Here is a 21,903-nt window from a genome sequence, read left to right as displayed (position 1 = left end):
GGTGCCATGATCCGGCGGCGATGCGGGACTTGGGCGGTTTGGAGTTGAGTATTTCTGGCAAGAAAAAGCCCGGGGTGCGGTGATGCAGCCCGACGCGCGGCGGCCGTATTCGTTTCGGGATGATCCGGCGTCCTGGCTGATGATCGAGGATGGTCGGGCCTGGGGATCGTTGGAGGGGATGGCGATGCTGTTCCCGCGCCTGCATTGGGCCTATGCGCCCGCGCGGCTGGTGTGGGTTTTGCCGGTCGGGCTGCGTGACTGGATCTATGCGCGGATCGCGCGGAACAGATATGCGGTTTTCGGGCAGGGGGACTTGTGTGCCTTGCCGGACCCGCAGGTGCAACGGCGGCTTTTGCGGTGACGGTCTATGCGCGGCTGCTGGGCGAGGCCGGGATGGCGGCGCTGGCGCCGGAGTGCCGGGCGCTACATGCAGGCGACGGGGTGTTTCACGGGCGGATCACGGTGGAGGTGACGCGCAATCCGGTGCTGCGGGCGGCGCTACGGTGGGCGGGGTTTCCGCCGGCGGTGGAGGACGCCGAATTGAGGTTCGAGAAACGCGGGCGCGGTGCTCGGGATGTCTGGACGCGCAGCATGGCCGGGCAGGTCATGCAGACGGCGCAGTGGGCCACGCCCGATGGCAAGCTGGCCGAGCGGATGGGCGCGATGGTGGCGATGTGCCGGCTGGTGCCGGCGCAAGGCGGCCTGCACCTGGTGGACTGGCGGTTCCGGTGCCTCGGCCTGCCGGTGCCGGGATGGGCGGCGCCGAAGGTCAGCGCCTCGGAGCGGCCCGACGCGGGGCGCTACCGGTTCGAGATTTCCATCGGGCTGCCCTGGGGGAGCGCGCCGGTGCTGCGCTATCACGGGTGGCTAGACGTGGCCCAGGCGGCGGACGAGGGCGGGTAGGTCGGCGACGGTGTCGATGACATGATCGGCGCCGGCGTCTTTCAGGATCGCAGTGGCGTGGGCGCGGAGCGGCTCGATCTGCGCCTCGGTGAGGGCGGCCAGTTCCTCGGGCGTCTTGCCGACTGCGTTGCCGGAAAGCGCGACGCCCACGGTCACGCAGCCCGCCGCGACGCCCTCCTTGATGCCGGGGGCGGTGTCGTCGACCTTGAGGATCGTTTCGGGCGGGTAGGCGACGAGGTCGATCATGCATTGATACATGCCAAGCGGGCCGGGGCGGCCTTCGGGCAGGTCGTCCGAGCATACCAGGGTGTCGGGGGTGTAGCCCTGCGCCGCCGCGACGGGCAGGACGTGGTTCATGATCGAGCGGGTGTAGCCGGTGGTGGAGCCGATCTTGAGGCCCATTTCGCGCAGCTGGGCGATGGCTTCGGCGCAGCCGGGGACGAGGGTGGCGTGATCGGCGGCCACTTTCTCGTTCATGGGAACGAAAACCTTGTAGACCTCATCGACATCCGCGTCGCTTGGCGCCCGGCCATACCTGTCCTGCCATTGCCGGGCGAGGTCGGGCATGTCGAGCATGGTGCGGATGTGGTCCCACTTGGGCGCGCCCATCGGGCCGCGGGCCTGTGCGATCGTGGCGGTGATGCCGAATTGGGCGAAGGCCTCGACGAAGACGCCCATGGGGGCGAAGGAACCGAAATCGACGGTGGTGCCGGCCCAGTCGAACACGGCGGCGGTGAAGCGGGTCATTGGGGTCTTTCCTGCTGGTGGTTCAGCCGTGTCTAGCGGTAGAGCTTGATGGTTTTGTGACAGATATCAGAGCCCCGAGAGGAAGGCCGAGAGGGCCGTGCCCAGATGGTCGGAGACATAGCCGCCCTCCTGCACCAGAACGAGCGGCAGGCCGGTGGCGGCAAGCGTGCGGGCGATGCGGGTGAAGCCGGGGGTGGTGAGGGCGAGGCCCTTGAAGGGGTCGGCTTGGTGCGCGTCGAGGCCGAGGGCCACGACCAGCGCGGTTGTGCCGAAATCCGTGATGCGCGCGAGGGCGGTGTCGAGCACTGGGGCATAGCCGTCGTCGTCGGTCAGGCGGGGCAGGGGGAGGTTGAGGTTGGCGCCGAGGCCGGGGCCGGCGCCGCGTTCCTGCGCGTGGCCCCAGAAGAACGGGTAGAAATCGGACGGGTCGGCGTGGATCGAGACGGTGAGCACGTCGGCGCGGTCGTAGAAGATGCCCTGGGTGCCGTTGCCGTGATGCACGTCGATGTCGAGGATGGCGGGGCGGTGGCCCGCAGCCAACAGGCGCTGGGCGGCAACGGCGGAGTTGTTGAGGAAACAGAAGCCGCCGGCCTGATCGGCATAGGCGTGGTGCCCGGGCGGGCGGCAGAGCGCGTAGGCGTGGGGTGCGCCGGAAGCCACCGCGTCAGCGGCGGCGATGGCGGATTGGGCCGAGGCGTAGGCCGCGTCCCAGGTGTGCGGGCCGATGGGGCAGGCGGTGTCGGCCTGGTGATAGCCCGCCTGACCGACAGGGGAGGTGGGGTAGCTGTCGGCGCGCGTGCGGGGGTGGATATTCGGAATGACCTCGGGCGCGGCGCCGTCGAGGGCGGACCAGCGGGCGTGGATGGTGCGGAGAAAGCCGATGTACTCGGAACTGTGCACCGCGGCGATGGGGGCGATCCCTGCATCGGGTGGGGTGGCGAAGGTGCAGCCCGCGGCCTGGGCGGCGTCCTTGAGAATGGCGATGCGTTCCGGTGCTTCCGGCGAAGGTTTCAGGACGCCCTGATGCAAGAAGGTCTGGGGGGCGTGGGCGGACTGGGCCGGGGCGAGAAAGGCGTGCATGATCGGGGCCGCTTTAGCTGTTGTACGCGATGCACGGTAGCGCGGAGCGTCGGGGAATGACACCGGAAGGCTGGGCAAAAAAATGCACAGTTGCGCGTCGTGCGGGCGGCTGCGCAAAGAGCGAAGAGGTTCACGATATTGTTTTCGACTGTGTGAACGGCGCTTGGGGCTCTGGATCACCGCGCATGAAATTATGATTTATATCAAGTTTTTACGGTGAATTTGTGTCAAGTCCCCGCGACGTCTCCGCCATGGGCCGCGCGGTAAAAAAACCGATGCAAGAATTTTTTCGGAACCCGGAGGGGGGCAAGCAGTTCTTATCCCAGATCGCAGCACGGTGCTGCACAAGCGAAGGAGATTACAATGTTTAACCGTACGATTGCACTCGCAGCCGCATTTTCGACCGCAGGCGCCCTTGCCGCCTACGCTGAATCCACCGTCGGCGAAGACGTGACGAACAAGGGTCAGGTCCTGGAAAACGCCGCTGAAGTTGAAGATGGCAACACCGAAGTTGAAGCGAAGACTTATTCCGAAGATGGCGACGACATCGTCGTGATCGGTACGCAGACCTCGGGTTCTGCCGATGAAGGCGTGGACGACGAAGTTGCACAGGACGAAACCGGTTCGGAGAATACCGAGGGCGAGAACATCCTGCTGATCGCGGAGCCGGGCACGATGATCTACACCGTGACGGGCGAGCCTGTCGGGACCGTGTCCTACACCGAGGACCGCGGCGAAATGGGTGGCCTGGTCTTTGTCGACCTTGACGCCGAAGGTGGCTACCAAGTGCCGACTGTTGGCATTCAGGTGAAGTCGCTGCAGACGACCAACGAAGGCAAGGCGCTCGAGTATGCGTTCTCGGTCGACTATCTGCGTGACCGCATCGCCGATGCGATCAACCGCGGCTAACGCCAGTTGTAAAGTGACGAGTATGAACCGGGGTGTTTCGGCGCCCCGGTTTTTCGTGTCCACGGAGTTGTTCGGCGGCGGCTTGGACGCGGGCACGGGGCGTCAAAGATATTGCAGACGCAGCGGAACCTCCGAAGCCCGCAGACGTTGACAGAGCGATACAGATCGCAACACGTCACAAATGCGTGAGGAGACCGAAAATGAACGCCAAGACGAAAGCCAAGGAAATGGTCGAAGACGGTAAGGAAGCCGTCACGAAAGAGGCCGAGGCCCGCGCGGCAGAGATGCGCGACGACGTGGCCGATCACGGCGATACGATTTCAAGCGCGACCAAGAAAGCTGCTGGTGAGTTCGAGGATTATGATGCCGTGAACTCGTTCCTGACCCAGGCGGGTGAGGCCGTCGAGGACGCGACCAACCGCCTGCGCGAGCGGTCGTTGCCGGACATGGTCGAGGATGTGTCGGCGTTTGCACGGCGCAACCCTCTGTTGTTTTTGGGCGGCGCGGCGCTGGCCGGGTTTGCCGCGGCGCGTTTCCTGAGCGCCAGCGCGCCCTCGGATGCGGATGACGGTCCCGAGTTGATCACGGCGGACGATGACGTCTGGTCGGGTTATCTGCCCGAAAGCCCGCACACGGGGACACACGACTGATGAAGGACGCGCCCAAACCACCATTCGGCGTGGTCGTGGCCCGCATCCTGCGCGAAGCGCGGGGACTGCTGGCCGCCCATGCCGACCTGGCGCGGCGGGAGCTGAGCCAGAACCTGAGGTCGGCCAAGGCCGGACTGATCCTGATTGCCGCCGCTTTACTTTTTGCGCTGGTCAGCGTTCACGCCCTTGCGGTGGTGGCCGTGCTGGCACTGGCGGATATGGGGCTTGGATTTGGCACGTCTGCGGCGATCGTGTTCGGGGTGTTCGTCACGCTGACGGTCATACTGGGCGTGATCGGAATGCGGTGCCTGTCGGCGCGGGCAATGATGCCCCGACGCACGATCGAAAGCCTGAAATCAGATATTGCACTATTCGAGGAGAGTCATGATGACCGCGAAGTCTATGGAAAAGCTTGAGAAAGACGCAGAACAGCATCGTGCCGGACTGGCCGATGCGATCGGGGATTTTGCCGAGAGCGTGAACCCCGGACGCCTTGGACGGCAGGCCATCGACGATGCCGCCGAATTTGGCCGGACCGCCACCCACAGCATCACGCAATCGGCCAAGGACCATCCCGTTGGCCTGGCGCTTGTGGGGATCGGCGTGGCAATGCTCGTGGCCGGTGGTACTGCGCATCAGAAGGGTGCGTTTTCCAACGTCGGGCGGAGCTCGAACGGGTTGAGCCAAGACGAGCGTATTGCCCGTGCAGCCGAACGCAACGCCAAGCGCACGCAGATCGCCGCTGGCCGCGTGTCCGCCTCGGCGTCTCGGATGCGCAGGAAGCTCCATAGCGGCCTGGAGCGGCTTGGGCCGGAAGCGCGGGATCGCGTGATCTCGCTGCGGTTGAAGGCCGTCGATGCTCAGGAAGCTGCGGAGCGGTATGCCCGGGGCGCGGCAAAGTCGGCCGTTGATACGCACAACTCGCAACCCCTGGTGACCGGGCTGGTCGCGGCAGGAATCGGCGGATTGCTGGGCGCATTGCTGCCCAGCACGCGCCGCGAAGCCGAGTTGATGGGGGCCCGCCGGGATGCCTTTCTACGTGCAGCCGAAGAGCGCCTTTCGGCGGAAATCTCGGAACTGGAAACCAAGGGCAAGTCCGCGGTCAACGAAGCGGTCCGCGCCGGCACCGAACAGTTCAATTCCAAAGCTGGCTGAAGGTAAATACGCAAGGTGGTATCGGATCACGCCCCGTCGAAGCTGGTAAGGGCCTGCCTTATCACCCTCACATTCATCGCAGTCGTCGCCGCGGCAAAAGAGGCGCAAAACCTCTTTGCCCCGGCGACGTTCGCGCTTGTTCTGGGCGTGGTGATGTCGCCCGTCGCAAGCCGGTTGGAAAGCCTCGGTGTGCCGCGAACCGTCAGCGCGGCTTCCGCGCTGATAGTCGGTGCTGTCGTCATCTTTCTGCTGATTGTTGCGCTGGGACCGTTGCTGTCGGCGCTGATCGATCAGGTGCCGCGCATCCAGCAGCAGTTTCGCGGCTGGATGAACGAACTGACATTCATGTTGCGCAGTATCGGCGGCATCAATTTCGACGTTGAGCGCACCATTTCAGAGGGTGGCGAGAATGCGGTCGAAGAGGCGATTCCGTCCGTCGCGGAAGCGCTGTGGCTGGCGCCAAACCTGTTCGGGCAATTGCTGATTTTCGCGGGGACATTGTTCTTTTTCCTGATGACCCGCGACGACATCTACAGCGCAATCCCACAGTACCGCGTGGCGCTTAAACAGGCCGATCGCGCGGTTTCGCATTATTTTGTGACCATCACGCTGATCAACCTCGGTCTTGGCGCGTCGCTGTTCGGTGTGCTGATCCTCATCGGCCTGCCGAACCCGATGCTGTGGGGCGCGGCGGCATTTCTGGCCAACTTCGTTCTCTACCTTGGCCCGCTGGCGATCGTGTTCTCGTTGTTGCTGGCAGGGCTTTTGACGTTCAACTCGGCCTATGCGCTGGTCGCGCCGGCATCCTTCCTGATGCTGAACGCGCTCGAGGCGCAGTTCGTGACGCCGGCGCTGGTCGGCAAACAACTGAAGGTCAATCCGTTGGTCGTTTTTCTCTCCATCGTATTCGGGCTGTGGCTTTGGGGACCACTTGGGGGTATCGTCGCCCTGCCGGTGGTCGTGTGGGTCTATGCCCTTGTCTCGGCTCAATCGAAGCGCGGGACGGCGTCCGAACACTAGATGGAACAGGTTGCATGACATGGCAGGGTGCTGACGCATATCATTTTGCGCCTTTACCGATAGAGACCAATGCGAGAGGCGACAAACGCCGCATTGGCATCGAGGTGGAATTCTCGGGCTTGTGCGAGCGCAGGGTGGCGTCGATCTTGCAGGAGAACCTGGGCGGCGAGATGGACGACGCCGACCCTCACCTTTTGTTCGTGCGGGGCAGTGCGCTTGGCGATCTGGAGATCGAACTGGACACGGCCCTTGGCAAGAAAAAGAGCGACGGGCTGGCCGGGTCGCAGGTCAAGGACCTGCTGCGCGGGCTGGTGCCGGTCGAGATCGTGACGCCACCGCTGACGCCAGACGAGATCGCGCGGTTCGATGCGATGATCCCGGTTCTGCGCGAGGCCGGGGCGAGCGGGTCGCGCAACGGGGTGTTCCTGGGGTTCGGTGTGCATCTGAATGTCGAGGTGGTCGCGCCCGCCGATCCGCATACGTTGCGCACGGTGCGGGCCTTTGGCCTGCTGGACCCGGTCCTGCGCGCCGAGAACGGCATCGACGTGACGCGCCGCGTGCTGCCATTCGTCAATGCCTGGCCGCGGGCGCTGGTCGACGAACTGGTCGAGGAAAAGCCGGATAGCCTGGAGTTGCTGCTTGACCTGATGGACCCGCACGTGCGGACGCGTAATCATGCGCTGGACCTTCTGCCGCTGATGAAGCACGCGTTGCCGCGGCTGTTCGAGGCCAGCTATCCCGACGAACACTCCACCAAGGCGCGGCCCGCGTTTCACTTTCGCCTGCCCGACAGCCGGATCAACGAGGAGGGCTGGTCGTTGCAGGAACCGTGGGAGATGTGGCGGCTGGTCGAAGAGGTGGCCGCGACCGAGCAGCTGGAGGCGCTGGAAGACGCGTGGCAGGACCATGCGCACTCGGGCGGTGTGCTGCGCCGGGAAAGCGCGTGGGTGCGGATCGCAAGCGATATCCTGGGTCGTGACACGAAATGAGCCGGCCGCTGATCGCCGTGACCACCTCGCAGCGGTCGGGGTGGCGGATTTTTCCCCTGGTGTGGTTCAACCTGTGGCTGGCCGGCGCGCGTGCCGTGCGCTGGGGCGTTGGACGCCCCGCTGACCTGGGCGCGGTGGACGGGCTGATCATCGGGGGCGGCGATGACGTGGGGCCGGAACTGTATGGTGGCGTGCTGGGCGTGTCGGCCACGCTGGATCGCGCACGGGACGATCTGGAACGGGCATTGGCCACCGAGGCGCTGGAGCTGGGCGTGCCGGTTCTGGGGATCTGCCGGGGGGCGCAGATGATGAACGTGGCCTTTGGCGGGACGCTGGATCAGAACGCGTGGCAGACGTTCGGCAAGGCCGAGAAGATCAAGACCATCCTGCCCAAGCGCGACGTGGAGGTATTGCCGAAAACACATCTTGCGCGGATCTGCGGACCCGAGCTGATGCGGGTGAACGCGCTACACACTCAGGCGGTGAGGGCGGTGGGCGCCGGGCTTCGGGTGGCGGCGCGGGACACGCACGGGATGATCCAAGCCATCGAGCGTCAAGCCGATCCGTTTGCCGTCGGGGTGCAGTGGCATCCCGAGCACCTGTTCTATGTGCGGCGCCAGCGGCTTTTGTTCAGGGCGCTGGTCGCGGCGGCGGGGGCCTATCGCGACGCGCGGGCTCAAGTGGAGGCGGTGCTGGAGAACGCATGAAAAAGGGCGCCTCTGGGGCGCCCTTTCGCGTCGGATCAGACCGGATCAAAAGCCGGCGAGAATATTGTCGACGTCGCGGCGGACTTCGTCCTTGTCCTTGCCGACCTTGGCTTGCAGCTTGCCGATCATCTGTTCGCGCTCGCCGCGCGTTTCCTCGATCTCGTCGTCGCTGAGGTCGCCGTAGATCTCGCGCAGCTTGCCTTTGATCTGGGTCCAGTTGCCTTCGATGCGATCTTGGTCCATCTCTCTTTCTCCTATCATATCAGTAGTTTAGGCCGTCCCGATAGTGGGGCGACCGGTCGTTTCATCTCTACTGGATAAACGCGGACGGACCGCCGGGAGTTCCGGTGCGCGTGGCGGATCAGACGATGTTTTCCGTCACGCCGGGCAGGTTGAGCCAAGTATCGCGCAACTGGGCGCTGTCATGCTGAACGAGAAAGCCGTGGCGATTCTCGGGGTTCATGACGCTGTTCTCGGCGATCTTCCTGGACCACCAGGGGAACATGGTGTCATGCGCGCGCGCCTCTGCGGGCAAGTCCTCGAACCACCAGTGCGACATCAGCCGGTCGCGCAGGGTCTGGATGCGGCCCGGGTCGGTGATGCGCACGGCGGCCTCGGTATCCCAGTAGAGCGACCGGCCGTTGAGGTTGGCAGATCCGACCATGGCGAAACTGTCGTCCTGCACGAGGATCTTGTTGTGGACGTGAATCAGCGGTGAGCCTGACAGGGTCTGGATCGTGTCGCGGGCTGCAAAGCGGGGCTGGACCGGTGTGGCGACGATGATGCGGTCGCCGAAGCTGTCGCGCACCATCTCGATCGCGTTGTGCTGGAGCGACATGCCATAGCGGGCGTCGATGCCGATTTCGCTGGAATAGGCGACCTCGTCGGGCAGGCCGGGCAGTATGAGAATTGCGTGCAGGTCGGACCGCCGGCGGCCTTCCTTGGCCAGACGCTTGGCGAGACCGCGGGCACGGAAATACTGCGTCTCGATATAGACCATGTCCTTGGCCCGCTTGAAGGCGCGGATGTGATCCTCTTCGATCTCGTGCAGGAGCGTCTTGGGCGAGACATAGGGCAACTGGGTCGGGCGCTGAGCAGAGAGCGTGCGGCGGATGTATTTCATCGGCGCGGGCTTGCGGCAGGCCTCGATGCTGGTGAGGAAGGTCTTGACGTGATGCGCCGCCTCCTTCGGCTCGGGGCCGCCGCGAATGAGAAGCTGCACGTCGGACCAGGTATGCGCGGCGATGCGGTCATGCTGGGGCGTATCATAGCGCCGCTCGTTGAGGTCGAGCCCTCCCACATAAAGCACCTCGTCGTCGATCACCGCGATCTTCTGGTGGTGCGAGGTGGTGTGCAGCTCTGGCAGAGAGCCGTCGTCGAGGCGCACGGCCTCGCGCAGTTTCTGGTCGTCGTTGAGCGCCATCAGCCGCTTGGAGCGACGCTGAAGCACGGCGGGCAGGAAGGCCAGCCAGGGCAGACGGCCGGCCTTGGCCGGGTGCAGATCGGCGCGGATGCGCAGGTTGTGAATGGGGCAGTCGGAGATTTCCGCCAACGCCGCCGCCTGCCGCACCGTGCGCCATGTCAGGCGGTGCAGTTCGGTGGCGAAGACCGGGTCGAAATCACTGACCGTGAGGTCGATGCGTACGCCGCGGCACAAAAGGTGTTCCAGAAGGTCGAACCACGTTTCTCCGATCTTGCGCGCCTCTTCGCTGCGCAACTGGGTCGACAGGTCGAAAATGCGGAACGAGGCCACGACGTGAGACTTGGCGGCAAGCACGGCCCGTTCGAATACCGGCCATGCTTCCTGCGCGGTTATCATCACCTGGAAGTCTGGATCGTCCTGAGCATGTGTCACTATGGGGCCTCGAAATCCTTTCTTTCGAACACAACGTACAGACCGTAATGCGTGTCGTCCTCGGTCACCTCCTGCTCGCCTTCGAGCTGGCTGACGAAGGCCTGCATGAGCTTGGTGCCCAGACCGCTGACGGTTTCGACATCGGGGATCGGTTGTGGCCTGAGAGGGCCTTTGGTGTTGGTGACGCCAAGCCTGTAACGGCCGTCGTCCTGCTCCTTCAACGTCACCATGACCGACGGGGTTTCATCCTTTTCCGCACCGGCGTATTTCAGTGCGTTTGTCAGTGCCTCGGCCAGAAGCATCGACAGCGGCACGGCCTGGTCGGGGTAAAGCGGCAGGGTATCGATGTCGCGCTCGATCGTGATGCCGGGGACGGTCATCATGGTGGATATGTCGGTCACCACCGCCTCGAGCAGTTCGTTGGCCTCGATCGTCAGAAGGTCGGGGGTGGTGTAGAGGGTGCGGTGCAGCATCGCGAGGCCGTTCACGCGCCGTTGCAGGCTGGCGAGCATGAACTTGGCCTCGGGCGTCTTGGCGCTGCGCAGCTGCATGTTCATGATCGAGGCGATCATTTGCAGGTTGTTCTTGACGCGGTGGTGCACCTCTTTCAGCAGCACCTCCTTGTCCTTGAGATCCTTGTCCTGGCGCGCCTCGGATTCGGCGATGATGATGGCCATGCGGTTGAAGGCGCGTTCGGCCTCGGCGAATTCCTCGGGCGGGTTTTTCAGGCGCAGGGGGAAGCCATCGCGCTGACCGAGAGCGAAGCGGCGCATGGCCGAGCGCAGGTCGCGGACATGGCGGATCACGACGCGGCGCAGTTCGTACCAGGCGAAGGCAAGGCCGGCGGCCCAGATCGCGAAGGGAAAGAGCAGGTTGAGCACGTAGTAGGACAAGGCCCCGCCGCCCCACGCGGAGGCGCGGGCTGGCCAGCTTGCGATGACGCTGACCTGATCCTGAAAGATGCTGGCCACGGCATAGATGCGTTCTTCGCCCGCGCCGCTGACGCCGTTGAACGTGGTGCCGACCTGACGGTTGAGATCTTTGGGTTCGATCAGCCGTGGCAGGATATCCTCGGCGTTTTCGCGTCCACCGCTGGCCGATACCACCTGGCCGTCGCTGGTGAAGGTGACAAAGCGCAGTTCGTGATCGAAGCGGCGGGAGGAGAGCGGCTGGTAGGTCAGGCGCAGCGGCACCGAGAGCGAGACGATGCCGGCAAGGCTGCGGTCGATGTAGACCGGGTGATTGACGACCAGCGCGGGTTGCTGCGTGACCGAGCCGGTGGCCGCGACATAGACGCTGGGGCCGTCCGCGTTGAGCGCGCGCTGAAGACGCTCGAGCGTGCGGAAATCCCGCACCTCGTCGCCCTCGGAACTGCACTCCATGATGCCCGACATCTTGGTGTACCCGGCAAAGGCGATGTGCGTGTTGCTTTCCGCGAATTCGCGCATGACCTCGCGGCAGGCGGGGGCGTCGTCGAGAATGGACAGTGCGGCAAGCCCTTCGGCGGAACCCAGCGTCTGCTGGATCAGCTCGCGTTCGTCCCGAGCGGCGGAGGTTGTCTCGAAGAAGAGCGCGTTCCGGCGCAGGTTCTCGGTTTCGTCCAGCACCTGGTCGGTTTGGTAGACCGCTATGATTCCCAAGGGGAAAAGCGCAAGCGCCAACAACGCAAAAAGACGGAACGACAGCCTGTTGACCATCGTTCCGTATGCGTCGAGCAGGGCTTTGGACTTCTTAGGCAACGCTTTTGTTCGCCGATACGATACCTGCGGTGACCGCGTCCGTCGTTTCCAGGACCTGATCCTCGTCCAGATGCATCAACTCGACCAGCCGCGCCCGGGCACGATTGACGCGGCTTTTGATCGTACCGACAGCGACGCCGCAGGTTTCGGCCGCTTCCTCGTAGGAAAAGCCGCCCGCACCGACCAATACAAGTGCCTCGCGCTGTTCGTCGGGCAGCTTTTCAAAGGCGGTATGGAAGTCGCGCATTTGCAGGCGTCCGTCATGGTCGGGCTTTTTGGCCAGGGACGCGGCAAGTTCGCCATCCGTGTCCGAGACCTCGCGCCGCGCCTTGCGGTGGTGCGAATAATACGTGTTGCGAAGGATGGTGAACAACCAGGCGCGCATGTTGGTGCCCGGCTCGAATTTGTCGATGTTCGTCCACGCCTTGACGAGCGCATCCTGCACCATGTCATCTGCAAGCGCAGAGTTGCGCGTAAGACTCATGGCGAAAGCCCGCATCGGGCCAAGGTGTTCCACCAGTTCGTCACGGGGGTCGCTCATGAATTGTTATCCGATTCCTGATCAGAGCCCTTGGGCGCGCCCTCGGTCTTGAGTTGCTCCAACAGATCGGTAAAACGTGACGGCAGAGGCTCACTGGCCACATCGTCGAACGCACGTTTCAGATTCTCGTCAATGGTCGTATCCACACTTGAAGTCCGTTTTGCTCGGGTCATTATTGTCTCTAAGTTTGACATCTGTGCACTGTGTCTGGAACCTAACGCCATCAAACACGTTAGGTTCCAAGATAGTAGAAAAAAACTGGAAGCAATCAAATGACTGAAAAGACTGCCGAGGATCTCAGCGAGAAGATCGGTGCAAATTTGCCTTACCTTCGTCGGTATGCGCGCGCGCTTACAGGGTCGCAGGAGCGGGGCGATCAATATGCGATGGCGACACTTGAGGCGGTGCTGAGCGACCGTGGTGTTTTCGACGCGTCTATTTCCCCGAAATTGGCGCTGTTCAAGGTGTTTCAGCCGATCTGGGCAACGTCCGGCGCCGTGTTTTCAGACGACGATACAGGATTGCAGGCCAAGGCGCAGGCGCATTTGTCGAAGTTGACCACGAACACGCGCGAGGCGCTGTTGCTGCATACGATCGAGGAATTCACTTTCTCCGAAGTCGCTATCATCATGGACGTGTCCGAGGACGAAGCGCGGTCGCTGGTCGAAATTGCCTATGAGGAAATGTCGAGCGTGCTGTCGGGCCGGGTGATGATCATCGAGGACGAAGCGATCATCGCGATGGACCTGGAAGGCATTGTGGGCGACATGGGTCACCGTATCACCGGCATCGCGCGGACGGAAACCGATGCGCTGAAGCTTTTCAACGAAGAGACGCCGAGCCTCATCCTGTCGGATATCCAGTTGGCCGACGGATCGAGCGGGATCGATGCAGTAAACCGCATCATGGAAAATGCGCCGGACATCCCTGTGATTTTCATCACCGCGTTCCCCGAGCGCCTGCTGACGGGCGAGGGACCCGAGCCTGCGTTCCTGATCCCGAAACCGTACCAATCCGACCAGGTTCGTTCGGCAGTGAGCCAGGCAATGTTCTTTTCGTCGACAGAGACACTGAAGGCCTGAGCCGCCGCGCAGTTTTCCAAGCTCACAAGCCCCTCGTTCATTTGTGCGGGGGGCTTTTTCGTGCGTTTGGAGGACTTGGCACGGGGCACTGCAAAGCGATCGAATGAAAATGGGGGCTGCCGGTTTCGGTCAACCCCCTTAAGGATGTTGTCAGTCGGTTGTGGTCGTCGGGTCACGGTGTGCGGCCGCCGAGCGCACGGGCCACCATGGCCACGACGAATAGCACCAGGAAGATGACAAACAGCACTTGCGCAATTCCGGCGGAGGCCGATGCGATGCCGCCAAATCCGAAGATGCCGGCGATCAATGCAACACCCAGGAATATAAGGGCCCAATGAAGCATCTGCTTGATCCTTTGTTGATCTCGTTACGCGACACAAACGATCAGGCGGCAGGCTGGTTCCAGATATTCTTCAGGCGGCAGGCGGCGTTTGGTCTGTGGTGCAAATATGTTCCACGGGCGCCACTTCGTGCCGGATCGCACCTTCGAGATCGGCGTCAGTGAAGGGGCGGGAGAGCACGCGCATGCCACCTGATGACCCCGGCGCGGATCCGTCGTCGTCGAGCAGCACGATATGAGTATGGCCGGCGGCAAGCGCCGACAGTAGCGTGTCACGCCGCTCGGTCTCGGGCAAGCCGATGAACGCGAAGGAAAAGTGGTTTTCCGACAGAAGGACATGCGCGCGCTCGGTATCGCTTTCGACGATCACCTCTCCGAGCGAACGCGATTTCGCGAAATCCGCAAGGTCTGCGGCTTCCAGAATTTTGCGCGAAGAAACCAGAACAAGGTCTTCGCGCGGCGCAATCTTTTGCATTTACTACCCCCTCGGTATGAGGCAATCATGGCATAGAATCGTGACGCTCACATTAAACTGCGACATATACCAAGAATGGCGATCGATTGCGGGACCTGCCCGTTGAGGGAACTGGAACTATTCGGCGCGATGACGGCCGAAGAACTTGAGTTCATGACGAGCTTCAAGACCGGGGAACTGCGCGCCGAACAGGGGACCGAGATCCTCGCTGAAGGTGCGTCTTCGACCCAGCTTTACACCGCGTTGAGCGGCATGGGCATCCGATACAAGACAATGGCGGAGGGGCGGCGGCAGGTGGTCGGTTTCGTGCTGCCGGGCGATTTCGTCGGATTGCAAAGCGGCGTGATGGGCGAGATGCAGCATTCGGTCGAGGCGACCACGACGATGAAACTGTGCGTCTTCAACAGATCGGATTTCTGGCGGCTGTTCCAGGCGCAGCCGAAGCGGGCGTTTGACCTGACACACCTGGCCGCGCGAGAAGAGCAGCTGCTGGGCGAAGCGCTGGTCACGGTCGGGCAGATGAACGGTGTCGCCCGCGTGGCCTGGGCGCTTTATCGTTTTTTCCAGCGGCTTCGGGCGCTGGAAATGATCGAGAATGGCCGTGTGCCGTTGCCCTATCGCCAGCAGGACCTGGCAGATGCGGTGGGCCTGTCGCTGGTGCATACCAACAAGACGCTGACGCGCCTGCGCGAGGCCGGGGTGGCCACCTGGCAGGACGATGCGCTGGTCGTTCACAAAGAAGTTGAGCTTGCCCGGCTGGGCAACGTGGAACCGGGAGCCCTCGCAACGCGTCCTCTAATCTGAACGATGGAGGATAACGCCCGTGGCAGAGCGGCTGGTCTATTACCCGGACAGCAACCCCGGCATTCGCCGCGAAAAGCGCGGTCGGGGATTTTCGTACATCAATGTCGACGGCACGCGGATCGACTGTCCGAAGAAGCGGCGCGCGTTGCAGGCGCTGGCGGTGCCGCCGGCCTATACCGATGTGTGGATGGCGCCGATGGGCAATGCGCATCTGTTGGCCACCGGCCGCGACGTGCGGACGCGCAAGCAATACAGGTATCATCCCGACTGGGCCGCGCAACGGGCGCAGACCAAGTTCGAGGGGCTTGGCGCGTTCGGCCAGAGCCTTCCGCGGCTGCGGCGCTGGATCGACCATCATCTTTCGGGCGAGGTGGGCAGCGAGGACACCGCGGTGGCAGCGGTTCTGGCGCTGGTCGACCGCGCGGCGCTTCGGCCCGGGTCACGGGCCTATGCCGAGGAAAACCGGACCTATGGGGCGACCACGCTGAAGCGGCGGCCCCTGAGCATCGACGGCGACGCGATTGCGCTGGCCTTCAAGGGCAAGGGCGGCAAGCAGGTGGAAAAGACCTTGCGCGGCAGGAAGCTGGCCAAGGTGATGGAGGCCTGCCAGGACCTGCCGGGCCCGTCGCTGGTGTCGTGGCTGGACGAGGAGGGCAATGCGCGTGGCGTGTCGTCGGACCAATTGAACGCAAAGCTGAACGAGTTGTGCCAGGCCAATGCCACGGCCAAGACGCTGCGCACCTGGCACGGAACGCTGGCCGCTTTCGCGGTCGCGGCACATTCGGACGCTATCAGCATCAAGGCGCTGGCCGAGGCCGCGGCAGAACGTCTGCACAATACACCGGCTATCGCGCAAAAGAGCTATGTACATCCGGAGGTTCTGGAGCTTGCGCGGCTGAAAACGGGGACGCATGGCGCGCGCATTCCGAAGATTGGCACACCTGCGGACGGGTTCCGGCGGGGTGAAGAGGCGCTGATAAAATTTATTTCGTGAGCGGGCACATTTTTTGGAACCTGCACCGACGCGGGGCGTTGATGCAGTGAGACAAACGACAAGGAGACAGCATGTCCGCACCCGAAACAAATTTGGAACGTCAGAAAAAGCGCCATATCGGTCCCCTCGGCGGGATGCTTCTGGTTGTAGCTTTCGCGGCGATCCTGTTCGGCGTGTTCTACATTCTGGCCACCGATGGTGAAGAAGCCGGCGATGGTGTGCAAGCACCTGCAACAAGCACGGAGAACTCAGCCGGTTCCGACACCAACAACTAGGCGATGCAAACAGGTACCGTGGCAGACATTCTTGTCCCCGGGCTGTTCATCATCGCAAACGTGGCGATCCTTTGCTTCGCGATTTTCGTGAAGCGGCAAGAACATAGGCGTGAACGTTCGGAGACCGGGCGGGACGCCGCCGAGACGCGCTGACAGCATCCCCCCGTCCCCTGTCAGTGCGGCGCGTAAAACGCGCCCAGCACCGCAGCCCGTCCCAGGCTGCGGTGCTTAAATTTTTCGGGAACCTTATTAGATTACAGGCGTTTATTTGTCGAACCTTATGAGAGGGGAGTAACGATGAAACGCTTTGTACTATCACTTTTGATCGGAACGATGCCGTTGGCCGCAACAGCCGCGCCGCTGGCTGACGAATTGAAAAACTACGTGGCTGCTGTTGACATGGCAGCGCTTGACAGCGACGCCCGCGCCGAGCTTCAAACGATCATTGCAGACCCAGGCAAAAGCCACGGGAACAAGGTGCTGAGCGTGCATACGGTGCTTGACCGCAACAATGCGCTGCGCGACGTGGACATTCACGGCGGCGCTCTGGACGAAGGCGAAGCGCAAATCGGGCTCGCGTCGTATAACTAACGTCGACTCACAGATTTCAACGGCCACGGATGCGCGTGCCCTGCCAGGGTCACGCGCATTTTCGTTTTCGAGCGGGTCAGCGGGGCTCGTCGACCTCGGGCATGACCTGGGCATAGGTCAGGACGGTAAAGATCAGGGTGCCGCCCACCACGTTGCCGAGCAGCACGGGAAGAAAGAACCCGACGAACGCGGGGGTGGCATCGAGCTGTCCCTGCACCATCAGGTAGGCCATCTCGACCGAGCCGGCGATCACGTGGGTGAAATCGCCCAAGGCGATCAGCCATGTGAAAAGCACGATCAGCCCGATCTCGTTGCGCTTGGAGGACGGCAGCATCCAGACGATCGCCGCGATCAGGACACCGGCGGGGATGCCGCGCATGAAGCCCTCGAACGGCGGAAAGCTGGTGGCGTGTTCGCTGAGTTCGGTAAAGGCGGCGGCGACCGGCTCTGTCAGGACACCACCATGGGCGAAGAAGGCGGCGACGATGAAGGCGCCGATGATATTGGCCACCAAAACCGCGCTCCACAACCTGGCGGTGCGGCCTATGGTGTGGGCGCATGGGTCGATCATCACGGGGACAACGGTGGTGATGGTGTTTTCGGTGAAAAGTTGCAGCCGGGCCATGATCACAAGCACGAACCCAAGCGAATAGCCGAAATTTTCGATGATATAGGCCCAGTCGGCCTCGGGCAGATGCGCGCGCAGCAATGCCTCGCTCAGGACCGAGAACGAGATCAGCAGACCGGCGGCGATGCCCGAGAACCACAGGGCGGTCATCGGGCGTTCAAGTTCCTCTTCGCCATTGCGGCGGATCGACTCGAAAATCAGGCGCGGTGACAGCGCCGCTGCCTCTTCGACGGCTTCCTTTTCTTTTTCCTGCTTGATCAGATCGTTATCGGTCTTCGACATTACCCACTCCGGTCATCGGCACGTTGCCTGCACATATCGCGGTTACACCACGTTCGCGGGAACAAATAGGGCGGCGCGACGTTTTATCCCCAGCATTATTCGGAGAAACCGTCATGGCAGAGTCCAACGGATCGTCCATCAAGGACGAAGACACATACGAGGCGTTGCGCGACAAGGGCTACAGCAAATCGAAGGCGGCCCGGATCGCCAATGCGCAGGCCAACGACAACATGGCCCCGTCGAAGAAAGGCGGCAAAGCCCCGCCCTATGAGCAATGGTCGAAAGCCGAGCTTTACGACCAGGCGCAGAATGTCGGGATCGAAGGTCGATCGGACATGACGAAAGAAGAATTGATCGATGCGCTGAGGCGCGACTGACATGGCAATTTCCCAAGGCGACACGGTCGAGTGGGACTGGGGCAACGGCACCGGTCAGGGTGAGGTCCGGAAGGTCTATACCCAAAAGACCACCGTCAAGATCAAGGGATCCGAGATTACGCGGGATGCCGACGACGATTGCCCCGCGTACCTGATCGAACAGGACGACGGCCACGAGGTGCTGAAAAGCGCCAGCGAAGTGCGCAAAGCCTGAAACAAACGTGAGACTGAAGCGTTAGACACTTAGAAAAGGAGACAAAAATGTTGGAAGTTGGTGGCCTTGGTGGCCTTATCGTGCTGGTGCTGGATATCTGGGCATTGGTGAATATCATCGGCTCGAGCGCCTCGACCGGCAAGAAGGTTCTGTGGAGTTTGCTGGTGATTGTCCTGCCGATTATCGGCTTTATCATCTGGCTGATCGCAGGTCCTCGCAGCGCGTCGACCTCAAAGGTATAAAAGTACTTACAAGTTGATTTTTGCGGGGCGCGTCCGATGGGTGCGCCCCGTTTTCGTTCTGGCTTGCGCGAGGAGACGAGCGTGGCGGGTATACCTGATTAATTTGTTTGGGTATTGAGTGTCTCATCTGGATGTGACACATATGCGCCAACGCGTCTCCAAGCCGAGTCTCATCTTCTGCCAGGCCGACGCACGACACACGCACCGGTGGCAGAAGATCGGGGGATGCGCACGAAATTGCGATCTGCGGGCAAGCCGCGTTCCGAATCCCCTCGTTTTCCGCGATAGTCACGGTCGGAGGGCGCTTGACCGCGCCGCGAATTGGTTTGAAACGTGGCCCGGCCTGCATCCTGCGGGGCGCGGCGTGGATCACGTGAGAAGGAGACGCGAGATGAAGAGGATCATGACCGGCGTCGTTGCGATGGTGACGAGCTTGTGGGCGGCACAAGGCGTGTTGGCGCAGGAAGAAGAGCTGGGCGAGGCCGTGCTGATCGAGCTGAACGCGACCAAGGCGAACGAGGGCAGTTGCACGCTGACCTTCCTGGTGATCAATGGGCATCAGAGCCAGATCGACAAGGCGGTTTATGAAACCGTGCTGTTCGATAGCCAGGGGCAGGTGGACCGCCTGACGCTGTTCGATTTCGGAACCTTGCCGCCAGGGCGCCCGCGGGTGCGCCAGTTCACCGTGCCGGGCATGGCCTGTGACGGGCTGGGCCAGGTGCTGATCAACGGCGCGCATACCTGCGAGGCGGCGGACCTGCCGGAAAGCGCCTGTGCGACCGACCTTAAACTGGACACGCGGACCGATATCGAGGTGACGGGATGAACGGGATGTTGGAAAGCCTGCGCCAGGTCGCCGATCTGGGCGGTCCGGTCGTTCTTATCCTGCTGGCGGTGTCGGTGATCACGCTGGCGACGGTCCTTTACAAGCTGTGGCAGTTCTCGGCGGCCGGTGTCGGACGGCACAAGGCGCTGAAGGATGCGGTCGCGGCCTGGGACGAGGGCGATCTTGCGGCGGCGCTGGCGGCGCTGAAGCAATCGAAGAGCTACCTTGCGCCGGTGATCGAAATGGCGTTCTCGGCCCGTCCGGAAGATGTCAAGCGGCTGGAGGCCGAGGCGGAATCGCGCTTTGCCCGTCTGGAAGGCGGGTTTCGCCTGCTTGATAGCGTGGCGCAATTGGCGCCGCTCCTGGGTTTGTTCGGCACGGTGCTGGGCATGATCGAGGCGTTCCAGTCCTTGCAGGAGGCCGGGTCGCAGGTCGATCCGTCGCTTCTGGCGGGGGGCATCTGGGTGGCGCTGCTGACCACCGCCGTGGGGCTGGCCGTTGCCATGCCGACCGCGATGGTGCTGAGCTGGTTCGAGGGCCGTATGGACGGCGAACGCGTCACGGCGGAGCGGGCGATTTCGACGGTCCTGTATCCGCAGGGCCGGGCCGGACATGCCCCCGAGTTCGAGGCGGAGCCGAGCCGTGCGTAAGACCTCGCGGCGCAGGCGCTTGTCGATGACGTCGCTGATCGACGTGATCTTCCTGCTGTTGTTGTTCTTCATGCTGTCATCGACCTTTTCGCGCTTTGCGGAGGTCGAGCTGGCCGCCGCCGGGGCGGGCGGCAGTGGCAGCAGCGAGGCCAAGATCAGCTTTCTGCGCCTGAGCGACGAGGGCTTGAGCCTGAATGGAAAGGATATGGAGATCGAAGGGCTGAGTGCCGCCTTTGCCGAGATGCCGCCGAGCGACGAGGCCCGGCCCGTGGTCGTCAGCCTGCGTGACGGCGTGACGTCACAACGGCTGACCGATCTTCTGGTCGTGCTGCGCGGCATCGAGCGCGTCAGCATCAGCGTGCTGGGGTCCTGAGATGCGCAAGGCCAAGACATCCTCGCGCCGGGAGCCGACGATTGCATTGATCAACATCGTGTTCCTGATGCTGGTGTTCTTCATGGTGGCGGGCACCCTGTCGCAACCTTTGGACAAGGAACTGAGCCTTGTGCGGACGGCGGACCTGGAAGGGCGGTCGCCGCCCGACACGCTGGTCGTGCATCCCGACGGGCGGATGAGTTTCCGTGGCGAGGATATCGCCTCGGTCGAGGATTTCCTGGCGCGGCGCAGTGATGAAGAGCGAGAGGTGGTGCGGGTGGTCCCCGATCAGGAGCTGTCGGCGCAGACACTGGTAAACCTGGCGCGGGATCTGCGCGGCGCAGGAGCCGAGCGGGTGCTGATCGTCACCCAGAGGGGGTTGGAATGATCGCGTCATCCCGTCTTGTGAAAACCTTTGCCGCCACGGCGGCGCTTGTCGTGCATGGTACCGTCGTGGCCGCGGTTTTCCAGGGCGAGGCGATCGAGATCGAGGGCGATGCGGGCGGCGTGGAGGCCAGCATCGGCAACAGCTTTGCCGACATGGCGGCGGGGGTGATGACGCCGGATGCCACCGAGGAAGCCGTCGAGGAGACACCACCGGAGGAGGTGACGTCGCAGGAACTTCCGGACGCGGTGACGGAAGACGCGACACCTCAGGAAACGGCGCAGGACATTCCAGAAGAAACTGCGCACGACCGGCCCGAGACCTTGCCAGAGGTCGAGCCGCAGGAAGCCGCCGAGCCGGTGGAACAGGCCGAGACTGCGCCTGTCGTACCGGCCGAAACGCCCGCCGAAAGTGTGCCTGACCCGGTCGAGCAGGCGGAGATCACGCCGAACGTGCCATTGGTCCCGGTGACCCCGTCCGAGACCGTGCCGGAGGAAAGCGTGCAGCCGACAGAACCGCAGCAGGCGGAGATGCTGGAGCCGGTGGACGAGGCGCCGACGGCGGTGACACGCTCGTTGCGGCCCAAGCCGCGCAGCGCGGAGTTCGAGGAAGCGCACAAACCCGAACCGCCCAAGGCGCAGCCGAAGAAGAGAGAACCCGCACCCAAGCGCACGACCCAGTCGAAGCCCAAGCCGCAGCCCAAGGGCAACGCGCAGCAGAACGCGCGCGCGGGCAGTGCCACGGGGTCCCAGACGCAGACCAGATCGGCGGCGCAAGGTTCGGGCCAATCGCAGGCGGCCGGCAATGCCGCGGTCAGCAACTATCCCGGAAAGGTCATGCGGAAGATCTCGCGTGTGCCGCGCCCGCGCGTGGGCAGTCGAGGGACGGCGGTTGTGTCGTTCCGCATCGGCGGCAACGGCGGTCTGGCGGGGGTTTCGATTGCACGCAGTTCCGGTTCGTCAGCGCTGGACCAGGCGGCGGTGCGGATGATCCAGCGGGCTGCGCCGTTCCCGCCGCCGCCTGCAGGCGCACGGACCAGTTTCTCGATCAACATCAAGGGCAGTTGACGG

General features: G+C 63.1%; 32 protein-coding genes. 22 read left to right on the top strand and 10 right to left on the bottom strand.

Features of this window, described 5'->3' with window-relative positions:
- Positions 1-82 precede the first annotated feature (82 nt).
- Both PVV74_RS03505 and PVV74_RS03500 read left to right on the top strand, forming a co-directional pair.
- Positions 83-361, top strand: a complete 279-nt coding sequence (locus PVV74_RS03505; protein ID WP_274592231.1) for a DCC1-like thiol-disulfide oxidoreductase family protein — start codon at positions 83-85, stop codon at positions 359-361.
- Positions 358-903 (top strand): DUF4166 domain-containing protein, encoded by a 546-nt coding sequence (locus tag PVV74_RS03500; RefSeq protein WP_274592230.1) that lies wholly within the window; start codon positions 358-360, stop codon positions 901-903. The genes PVV74_RS03505 and PVV74_RS03500 overlap by 4 nt, the downstream gene beginning before the upstream one ends.
- Here PVV74_RS03500 and phnX read toward each other — a convergent pair.
- Positions 868-1,650: a phosphonoacetaldehyde hydrolase gene (gene phnX, locus PVV74_RS03495; RefSeq protein WP_274592229.1), complete on the bottom strand. Its 783-nt coding sequence runs from the start codon at positions 1,648-1,650 to the stop codon at positions 868-870. The two genes, PVV74_RS03500 and phnX, sit on opposite strands and share 36 nt — an antisense overlap.
- Positions 1,651-1,716: 66 nt before the next feature.
- Complete coding sequence (locus PVV74_RS03490) at positions 1,717-2,730, bottom strand: histone deacetylase family protein (RefSeq protein WP_274592228.1); 1,014 nt, start codon at positions 2,728-2,730, stop codon at positions 1,717-1,719.
- A 363-nt stretch (positions 2,731-3,093) separates the two neighbouring features.
- Between PVV74_RS03490 and PVV74_RS03485 the strand changes: the two genes are divergently transcribed.
- The 7 genes from PVV74_RS03485 to PVV74_RS03455 all read left to right on the top strand — a co-directional run bounded on the left by PVV74_RS03485 (position 3,094) and on the right by PVV74_RS03455 (position 8,160).
- Positions 3,094-3,639 carry a hypothetical protein gene (locus tag PVV74_RS03485; RefSeq protein WP_103761771.1) on the top strand — a complete coding sequence of 182 codons (546 nt, stop codon included), beginning with the start codon at positions 3,094-3,096 and terminating at the stop codon, positions 3,637-3,639.
- Between the two features lie 200 nt (positions 3,640-3,839).
- On the top strand, positions 3,840-4,289 hold the full coding sequence (locus tag PVV74_RS03480; RefSeq protein ID WP_103761770.1) for a hypothetical protein: 450 nt from the start codon (positions 3,840-3,842) through the stop codon (positions 4,287-4,289).
- Positions 4,289-4,705 (top strand): phage holin family protein, encoded by a 417-nt coding sequence (locus PVV74_RS03475; protein ID WP_103761769.1) that lies wholly within the window; start codon positions 4,289-4,291, stop codon positions 4,703-4,705. Before PVV74_RS03480 ends, PVV74_RS03475 begins: the two co-directional genes overlap by 1 nt.
- Positions 4,677-5,444, top strand: coding sequence for a hypothetical protein (locus PVV74_RS03470; RefSeq protein ID WP_274592227.1), 768 nt, complete (start codon positions 4,677-4,679; stop codon positions 5,442-5,444). Before PVV74_RS03475 ends, PVV74_RS03470 begins: the two co-directional genes overlap by 29 nt.
- Positions 5,445-5,459: 15 nt before the next feature.
- Positions 5,460-6,464, top strand: a complete 1,005-nt coding sequence (locus PVV74_RS03465; protein ID WP_103761767.1) for an AI-2E family transporter — start codon at positions 5,460-5,462, stop codon at positions 6,462-6,464.
- 14 nt (positions 6,465-6,478) lie between these two features.
- Positions 6,479-7,453, top strand: coding sequence for an amidoligase family protein (locus PVV74_RS03460; RefSeq protein WP_274592226.1), 975 nt, complete (start codon positions 6,479-6,481; stop codon positions 7,451-7,453).
- Positions 7,450-8,160: a gamma-glutamyl-gamma-aminobutyrate hydrolase family protein gene (locus tag PVV74_RS03455; protein WP_274592225.1), complete on the top strand. Its 711-nt coding sequence runs from the start codon at positions 7,450-7,452 to the stop codon at positions 8,158-8,160. The genes PVV74_RS03460 and PVV74_RS03455 overlap by 4 nt, the downstream gene beginning before the upstream one ends.
- Before the next feature lie 45 nt (positions 8,161-8,205).
- On the opposite strand, the gene PVV74_RS03450 is transcribed toward PVV74_RS03455, so the two are convergent.
- The 5 genes from PVV74_RS03450 to PVV74_RS03430 all read right to left on the bottom strand — a co-directional run bounded on the left by PVV74_RS03450 (position 8,206) and on the right by PVV74_RS03430 (position 12,441).
- Entirely contained in the window at positions 8,206-8,403 is a 198-nt protein-coding gene (locus tag PVV74_RS03450) for a CsbD family protein (RefSeq protein WP_103761764.1), read from the bottom strand.
- Between the two features lie 118 nt (positions 8,404-8,521).
- Positions 8,522-10,015 carry a phospholipase D family protein gene (locus PVV74_RS03445; protein ID WP_338020414.1) on the bottom strand — a complete coding sequence of 498 codons (1,494 nt, stop codon included), beginning with the start codon at positions 10,013-10,015 and terminating at the stop codon, positions 8,522-8,524.
- Positions 10,015-11,754, bottom strand: a complete 1,740-nt coding sequence (locus tag PVV74_RS03440; protein ID WP_146049959.1) for a sensor histidine kinase — start codon at positions 11,752-11,754, stop codon at positions 10,015-10,017. The genes PVV74_RS03445 and PVV74_RS03440 overlap by 1 nt, the downstream gene beginning before the upstream one ends.
- Positions 11,747-12,295 carry an RNA polymerase sigma factor gene (locus PVV74_RS03435; RefSeq protein ID WP_103761762.1) on the bottom strand — a complete coding sequence of 183 codons (549 nt, stop codon included), beginning with the start codon at positions 12,293-12,295 and terminating at the stop codon, positions 11,747-11,749. The genes PVV74_RS03440 and PVV74_RS03435 overlap by 8 nt, the downstream gene beginning before the upstream one ends.
- The gene (locus PVV74_RS03430) at positions 12,292-12,441 is read right to left on the bottom strand and encodes a NepR family anti-sigma factor (RefSeq protein WP_245890388.1); all 150 of its coding nucleotides are present in this window, start codon (positions 12,439-12,441) and stop codon (positions 12,292-12,294) included. The genes PVV74_RS03435 and PVV74_RS03430 overlap by 4 nt, the downstream gene beginning before the upstream one ends.
- 126 nt (positions 12,442-12,567) lie before the next feature.
- Here PVV74_RS03430 and PVV74_RS03425 point away from each other — a divergent pair, with 126 nt between their 5' ends.
- Positions 12,568-13,377 carry a response regulator gene (locus PVV74_RS03425; protein ID WP_103761760.1) on the top strand — a complete coding sequence of 270 codons (810 nt, stop codon included), beginning with the start codon at positions 12,568-12,570 and terminating at the stop codon, positions 13,375-13,377.
- Between the two features lie 172 nt (positions 13,378-13,549).
- Here the strand turns inward: PVV74_RS03425 and PVV74_RS03420 are convergent, their stop codons facing one another.
- Together PVV74_RS03420 and PVV74_RS03415 are read right to left on the bottom strand one after the other, a co-directional pair.
- Positions 13,550-13,720, bottom strand: coding sequence for a DUF1328 domain-containing protein (locus PVV74_RS03420; RefSeq protein ID WP_103761759.1), 171 nt, complete (start codon positions 13,718-13,720; stop codon positions 13,550-13,552).
- A gap of 70 nt (positions 13,721-13,790) precedes the next feature.
- Positions 13,791-14,192: a hypothetical protein gene (locus PVV74_RS03415; protein WP_103761758.1), complete on the bottom strand. Its 402-nt coding sequence runs from the start codon at positions 14,190-14,192 to the stop codon at positions 13,791-13,793.
- 75 nt (positions 14,193-14,267) lie between these two features.
- Between PVV74_RS03415 and PVV74_RS03410 the strand changes: the two genes are divergently transcribed.
- The 4 genes from PVV74_RS03410 (at position 14,268) to PVV74_RS03395 (ending at position 16,856) form a co-directional block, all read left to right on the top strand.
- Positions 14,268-14,996 (top strand): Crp/Fnr family transcriptional regulator, encoded by a 729-nt coding sequence (locus PVV74_RS03410; RefSeq protein WP_274592224.1) that lies wholly within the window; start codon positions 14,268-14,270, stop codon positions 14,994-14,996.
- A 19-nt stretch (positions 14,997-15,015) separates the two neighbouring features.
- Positions 15,016-15,990: a DNA topoisomerase IB gene (locus PVV74_RS03405; protein ID WP_274592223.1), complete on the top strand. Its 975-nt coding sequence runs from the start codon at positions 15,016-15,018 to the stop codon at positions 15,988-15,990.
- A 71-nt stretch (positions 15,991-16,061) separates the two neighbouring features.
- Entirely contained in the window at positions 16,062-16,265 is a 204-nt protein-coding gene (locus PVV74_RS03400) for a hypothetical protein (protein WP_103761755.1), read from the top strand.
- Positions 16,266-16,562: 297 nt separating this feature from the next.
- Positions 16,563-16,856 carry a hypothetical protein gene (locus PVV74_RS03395; RefSeq protein ID WP_146049958.1) on the top strand — a complete coding sequence of 98 codons (294 nt, stop codon included), beginning with the start codon at positions 16,563-16,565 and terminating at the stop codon, positions 16,854-16,856.
- A gap of 76 nt (positions 16,857-16,932) precedes the next feature.
- Here PVV74_RS03395 and PVV74_RS03390 read toward each other — a convergent pair whose 3' ends face one another.
- Positions 16,933-17,766, bottom strand: a complete 834-nt coding sequence (locus PVV74_RS03390; protein ID WP_274592222.1) for a formate/nitrite transporter family protein — start codon at positions 17,764-17,766, stop codon at positions 16,933-16,935.
- Between the two features lie 113 nt (positions 17,767-17,879).
- On the opposite strand from PVV74_RS03390, the gene PVV74_RS03385 reads away from it, so the two are divergent.
- The 8 genes from PVV74_RS03385 (at position 17,880) to PVV74_RS03350 (ending at position 21,900) form a co-directional block, all read left to right on the top strand.
- Positions 17,880-18,143: a DUF7218 family protein gene (locus tag PVV74_RS03385; protein ID WP_274592221.1), complete on the top strand. Its 264-nt coding sequence runs from the start codon at positions 17,880-17,882 to the stop codon at positions 18,141-18,143.
- Position 18,144: 1 nt separating this feature from the next.
- Positions 18,145-18,357 carry a DUF2945 domain-containing protein gene (locus PVV74_RS03380; protein ID WP_274592220.1) on the top strand — a complete coding sequence of 71 codons (213 nt, stop codon included), beginning with the start codon at positions 18,145-18,147 and terminating at the stop codon, positions 18,355-18,357.
- A 47-nt stretch (positions 18,358-18,404) separates the two neighbouring features.
- Positions 18,405-18,599, top strand: coding sequence for a PLD nuclease N-terminal domain-containing protein (locus PVV74_RS03375; RefSeq protein ID WP_274592219.1), 195 nt, complete (start codon positions 18,405-18,407; stop codon positions 18,597-18,599).
- Positions 18,600-18,990: 391 nt separating this feature from the next.
- A complete protein-coding gene (locus PVV74_RS03370; protein ID WP_245890387.1) occupies positions 18,991-19,425 on the top strand; it encodes a hypothetical protein in 435 nt (144 codons plus the stop codon).
- Positions 19,426-19,430: 5 nt separating this feature from the next.
- Positions 19,431-20,075: a MotA/TolQ/ExbB proton channel family protein gene (locus tag PVV74_RS03365; RefSeq protein ID WP_274592359.1), complete on the top strand. Its 645-nt coding sequence runs from the start codon at positions 19,431-19,433 to the stop codon at positions 20,073-20,075.
- On the top strand, positions 20,038-20,448 hold the full coding sequence (locus tag PVV74_RS03360) for a biopolymer transporter ExbD (RefSeq protein ID WP_274592218.1): 411 nt from the start codon (positions 20,038-20,040) through the stop codon (positions 20,446-20,448). The genes PVV74_RS03365 and PVV74_RS03360 overlap by 38 nt, the downstream gene beginning before the upstream one ends.
- A 1-nt stretch (position 20,449) precedes the next feature.
- Complete coding sequence (locus PVV74_RS03355; RefSeq protein WP_274592217.1) at positions 20,450-20,836, top strand: ExbD/TolR family protein; 387 nt, start codon at positions 20,450-20,452, stop codon at positions 20,834-20,836.
- Entirely contained in the window at positions 20,833-21,900 is a 1,068-nt protein-coding gene (locus tag PVV74_RS03350; RefSeq protein WP_274592216.1) for an energy transducer TonB family protein, read from the top strand. Before PVV74_RS03355 ends, PVV74_RS03350 begins: the two co-directional genes overlap by 4 nt.
- Positions 21,901-21,903 lie beyond the last annotated feature (3 nt).

The sequence above is a fragment of the Roseovarius sp. SK2 genome, from assembly GCF_028807495.1.
Classification (GTDB): Bacteria; Pseudomonadota; Alphaproteobacteria; order Rhodobacterales; family Rhodobacteraceae; genus Roseovarius; species Roseovarius confluentis.
This window is presented reverse-complemented; position numbering and strand designations above follow the sequence as displayed.